At 49.5% G+C, this 4538-nt stretch carries 3 protein-coding genes; all 3 read left to right on the top strand.

Going from position 1 to position 4538, the window contains the following annotated elements:
* Positions 1–994: type VI secretion system Vgr family protein (locus VGM55_RS21615; RefSeq protein ID WP_331636656.1), on the top strand; the 994-nt coding region annotated here is incomplete at its 5' end.
* Between the two features lie 6 nt (positions 995–1000).
* Positions 1001–1840 carry a DUF4123 domain-containing protein gene (locus tag VGM55_RS21610; protein WP_331636655.1) on the top strand — a complete coding sequence of 280 codons (840 nt, stop codon included), beginning with the start codon at positions 1001–1003 and terminating at the stop codon, positions 1838–1840.
* A gap of 25 nt (positions 1841–1865) precedes the next feature.
* Positions 1866–4457: a T6SS effector BTH_I2691 family protein gene (locus VGM55_RS21605; RefSeq protein ID WP_331636654.1), complete on the top strand. Its 2592-nt coding sequence runs from the start codon at positions 1866–1868 to the stop codon at positions 4455–4457.
* Positions 4458–4538: the final 81 nt, after the last annotated feature.

The raw sequence follows: 4538 nt of genomic DNA, 5'->3' as shown, positions 1-4538 counted from the left end.
AGACGGTAATCCGGACAGACCGTACATCTCCGGCGTGCTGCACGACTCGGCCCACGGCGACCACGTCACCATCCGCAACTATAAGCGCAACGTCCTGCGCACCCCGGCGAACAACAAAATCCGCCTCGACGATGAGCGCGGTAAAGAGCATATCAAGGTCTCCACCGAATACGGTGGCAAGAGCCAGCTGAATCTCGGGCATCTTGTCGACAGCGAAAAGCAGCAGCGCGGTGAGGGTGCTGAGTTACGGACTGATGAATGGGTTGCTGTTCGTGGTGGAAAAGGATTGCTGCTGACGACTCAGGTTCAGCCTAAGGCGATTGACCAGCAACTGAGTATGGATGAAATCAAGCAGCAACTTTCTGATGCTCTTTCACTGGCGAATTCTCTGTCCGATCTGTTGCAGACCGCACAGGTTGAAGGACTGGATAACAGTACACAACAGCAGTTTCTGCAACAGAATGTGGATCAGCTACAGCAGCCAGTCATTGTTGCGGGTGCTCCCGGTGGTATTGCCCTGTCCACGCCGCAGCATATTCAGCTCAGTGCAAATCACAATCAGATGCTGACTTCTGGTGGCAGCACAGAAATCAGTGCGTTAAAACGCATGGTACTTGCGGCCAAAACAGGATTTGTCGCATTTGTTCAGGAGCTTGGGATGAAGCTGGTTGCAGCCAAAGGGAAGGTGGAAATCCAGGCGCAAAGCGATGGTATGGATATTCTTGCCTGCAAAGCCCTGGCTGTGATGAGCACCGATGACGAAATCATTATCAGCGCGAAGAAAAAAATAACACTTAAATGTGGAGGTTCGTATATCACTCTCGACCCGGCAAAAATTGAAAATGGTACGGGGGGAAATTTTTACATCAAAAGCGCTGATTTTGATTATGACGGCCCAGCAACAATGGATGCGCCGTTCCCTAAATTTACCGCCTGTGAAAATGCAGCGTCCGAAGCTCTGGCTAAGGGTGATGCTACATTGCCACTCAGTTGAGGGAAGATGATGGGTAATTATTATCTGGAACAACCGATGGCGCCTGGTGAACACGATTTTGCCATTATTGACAGAATGCAGCATCCCGATATCAATAAAACATGGCCAGTGCTTGAACTGGTTTCACCCATGCTTAAACCGCAGGCTCATCTTTATCCCTGGCTTTTACCCTTAAAGGAGATGAGTGCAGGGGAGTGGAAAGTGTTAATGGAAGAGCTTGGACAGGCAGATTCTTCCCGAACGACGCCTGTATGCTGCCTGTTGTTACGCAGCGAGCAACCATCGCCGGAAGTCCGAAATCAACTTATCAGGGCGCTCTATTTTACCGATGAAAATCACCAGGGGCATATTCTTCGTTATTACGATCCGCGGGTTTTCTTTCACCTGTGCTGTATGTTGTCACCCTGGATGTGTGCCCAAATCTTTCCTTCGCACATAGTGAGTCACTGGACCTTCTGGCTTGAAGGTCAATGGCATACAGTGACCTTCCCTTCTGTTGATACCGCACAGCCCGATGAAACAAGGATTCTCCCCCGACAGCAACTGCAACGTTGTGGGCTGATAAATGAGGTGCTTGACAGACTTCCTGTTCATGGCGATATCGTTCAGCGAGAACAGGTTAGCCAGCGAATTGATGCATTACTGCAGAAGGCAATGGAGCTGGGATTACCGACAGCAGAAGACCAGGTTTCGTTTGCATTTCATGGCCTCAGGCTTCGGGATGCCTTCTGGTCATCCCCAAAATTTTCAGCCCTCCTGCATCAGGCCAGAAATGCGCCAGATTTTTTCCATGATGAAACTCGCCTCTGGGATGAGGAACGCTGGAACATGATGACACAGCGTTGATCCGAAACAGTAAATGGAATGAAAAATGACTACTGAACAAGGTTGTAAATTTTGTCGCCGTTATGGGTTGCCGGTGCTTCCCGTTCGTCCCGCAGTGATGGCTAATGATGATTGTTTGCCACAGTTACCGACTGAAATTGCTGTCCCCATTCCAGCTCAGGGGCAAACCAGCTACACAGGAAGATTGCTGCGTGATGGATTTTTGAATATCTGGTCTGAAGCAGGTGCCCGGTGGATAAACTACTACGTTACCAGCGACGGCTATTATTACCCTTTGCCTGAAAATGGTGAGGTTCCTGCGGATATTGTTGCAGGCACGCGAAAACCCTGCGTCAACAAGCCGGAAGAACTGGCAACAGCATCATTGATAACATTACCGGTGAAACCGGCAGGCATGAAGAACGGCGTGTTCTGGTTTGGCTGGTCGGAAGTGGAATGGACCGATGCAACCCGTAAGATGCATGAGGAGCCAGCCTATCGCAGTCAGTACATGCAGTGCTTTGATATGGATGCATGGGTAAATGGCGGGAGTGGGAAACAGGTATTATCCATTTCCAGGTTAGCAGGGACGGTTGCCGAATACAGTCCTAAAGCAGCGTCCTGCTCCCATAAAACGTGGTCTCTGCCCCCCTTCAAGAATGCCAGACCTCAGGAAGGGCAGAACCTGATTCAGGCAGCTGAAGCACTGTATGCCGGAAAAGGCGCTATTCTCGTGCTGCCAGATCCGGTTGCCGTTATTCAGGATATTTCAGCCCTGTCCAATAATCGAATAGAAAAACAATTTTCACAAAATCCGAAATACTCCCGAGGGCTGGCTCTGTCATCAGCGCTAAGTTCGCTGAAGGAAGTGCTTTGCACACAATTTGAACGTGATCAGTTAACCCTTGATAGCAGTGTGGAGCAGCAGGCCCGGAGTGGGATTGCTGTTCAGGCGGGGGTAATGTTACCCAGTATGGCCAGTGCGCAGCAAAATGCGCTTTACAGCCATAATAATCAGTCACTCCGGCAACAGGTAAACATGTACTGGGCGCAGTACGAAAAATATATCGATCGCGCTAAAGAGCAGGCATTTCTGAAAGAATATGATGCCGCACTCTCCGCCTATGACCAGCAGATTATTTCACCGATGGTGGGCATGTACCTGGCCTGGCTGAAAGGCCAGGTGTTGCTGGACTATCTGGACAGTAATTTTGACCCTGAAGATATTTGCAGCGGCGCCTTGTTTACTCAAACGGTTATGCATTGCGTACAGCATATGCAGGATAAGTCAGATGCTACTACCTGGTTCCTGGAGCAACTGTCGCAGCCATCAATAAGTAGCAGCAATATTCTTCTTCGCGCCACGGTAATGAATAACAGGCAATGGACCCTCAGGGTCAGCGACACAGTAAGTGCGTATAAAGATTATGGCGATGTACCCTGGAAAGATAAGTTAGTCGACGTCTATACCAAGATAACAGACAAAGCGGCGAAGAATGTCCAGTTCGCGCTGGAAGGCTATCTCAATGCAGTCAGCAGTGCGCTGGCGGGGGGGCTGGACAAAGCTGCGGACAGATTACTGCCCTCATTGGTGGCGCTGGCCGCATCATATGGCATGGGACTTAAGGTGATAAGCAGCACGGGTGAGCGTAAATATTTCATCAGTGCCATCGTAAGACAGCTGGGAGAAATGACCGACCTTGAAGGGCGTATCTCAGCGTCCCGTCTGCGACACTATGTCGATATCGAAGTACGCAGGATGGAAATTGCCGGCGTATCAATGGTGGGTATTCACCGGCAGAAATCACTGGTACTGATTGATGTCGCAGAAGCAACGCAGACGCGGGCAATACCTGAGGCTGAACGTGCCAGCGCCGCTGCAAAAACAATGCGCTCAGCAGATGAAGTCAGCAGTACGTTATTCCCGCGTCAGTGGAGAGAAAAACTGGCGCTGGCGAAAGGCAGTACGGTCAACAACCTGGCAAATGATGGGGCGCAGAGCCTGCCTTTTGCCGGATGTGTTTTTGCAATAATCATGCAGGTCGGCGCTGTCAGTAAATCTGTAAGCAGCCTGATGCAGGGACAGCTTACGGGGGCAGAAAAGATGTCTAAATTAATCGCCGATACCATCGGCGCTGGCGGAACATTGCTGGATGCTGCGGAAAGGGTTATTTTTAAATTTAAAAGTTTCCGGCTCAAGACATTGGTACGTTTACGTTATGGCAAAGTTGGAATGATAAAGTTAGCGGACAGAATTCAGTTTGCAGGAAAATTATGTGCTGCATTTGGGTATGTGGCCATGGGGTGGGATTTCTATCATGCTTACGATGAAAAGCAAAAAGGCAATACAGGATTAGCTGCTGCTCACCTTATATCTGCACTGGCGGGTGCTGTGTTAGTTTCATCATCAATATTTACTTCACTGGCTCTTGGTCCTGTTGGTCTGGCGATAGCGATTGCTTTTGTTCTTGGCTCTGCGATTTATATTGCGATGAAAAGTCGCGATGAAATCCAGAAATGGCTGGCAGCAACCTGGTGGCGACAAATACCCGATAGTGAAAATGATGTACCTGCAATCTGGCCCACCATGCAGATGGAAATGTCACAGCTACAGCAGTTAGTTGAAGGGGGAGAATAAATGGCAATTTCACACGATATCGGGCTGTTCTTTCCTTTTAAGATCAACCGACCGCTAACTAAGGAAGAAAAACAGAGTCGC

It is taken from the genome of Cedecea sp. (assembly GCF_036500665.1).
Taxonomy (GTDB): Bacteria; Pseudomonadota; Gammaproteobacteria; order Enterobacterales; family Enterobacteriaceae; genus Cedecea.
The sequence above is the reverse complement of the archived record's forward strand: the minus strand, read 5'-3'. Positions and strand labels throughout refer to the sequence as shown.